Source organism: Shewanella sp. 10N.286.52.B9 (assembly GCF_002873635.1).
Taxonomy (GTDB): Bacteria; Pseudomonadota; Gammaproteobacteria; order Enterobacterales; family Shewanellaceae; genus Shewanella.
The window spans coordinates 15,237-15,973 of the sequence record NZ_MCTY01000159.1; the positions used below are offsets into that span (position 1 = coordinate 15,237).

Below are 737 nucleotides of genomic sequence, written 5' to 3' on the forward strand. Positions count from 1 at the left end.
CTCAGCAACTTCCAACGGAGTGAATTGAGCCCGCAGGTTTAATTGGTTTTTGGGGTTGAGCTTACTCTGAGCCTGACGGAATCCCATGAATTCTATCCCTGCTAAATCTTGTGACTTTTTAATCACAAAAGATTTTTTAAAACTAAAATGAACTCAGTTTCCTTAATTCTCAATAGCCTTATTGATTCCAGTTTTTGCTCTTTCAGTGCCTTACTATTATTTAGTGTATTAATTGTTTCAGTTGCTTGTGTGTCAAACTCATTCACTTTATTTACAATTTCAGAGTTACCTAGTAAACCAGCTATTGCTTTAGCTTTAGAAAGATTCGACTCTTGAGAAAGCATATCAAATCCAGAGGTTTTCAGAGTTTCAACTTGGCTTTTTTCAGGGTACATACCTATCGATAGAAGGTGTGAAGTGTACCCGTATAATTTCCCTGAAAAACTAGAAAAGCAATCTATTAACTCATTTATTTTGGCTCTTCTAAAATTTTGATTATTGCTCTTTTCTTCCTGTTTTACCTTACTCCTTTCCAACAAGTAAGGTATAAATCCTGCAATTAACCCGGCAAATGCAGGGAATCCAATTTTGACAGCATCCTTATAGAGTTCTATTTCTTCTGGGCTCATATAATTACTCTTTTTATTTTTGGGTAAACTTGTAAAGGTTGATTTTAAAATCATTTTTACATTGCCTAATATAGAGCTAAATTGAATACAGCTTAAATCAGTGTATGT

1 protein-coding gene is annotated in these 737 nt (G+C 33.9%); it reads right to left on the reverse strand.

All coding sequences use genetic code 11. From position 1 onward, the window contains the following. Positions 1–122: 122 nt before the first annotated feature. The coding region (locus BCU91_RS08795) for a hypothetical protein (RefSeq protein ID WP_206747622.1) at positions 123–737 on the reverse strand (615 nt) is incomplete at its 5' end.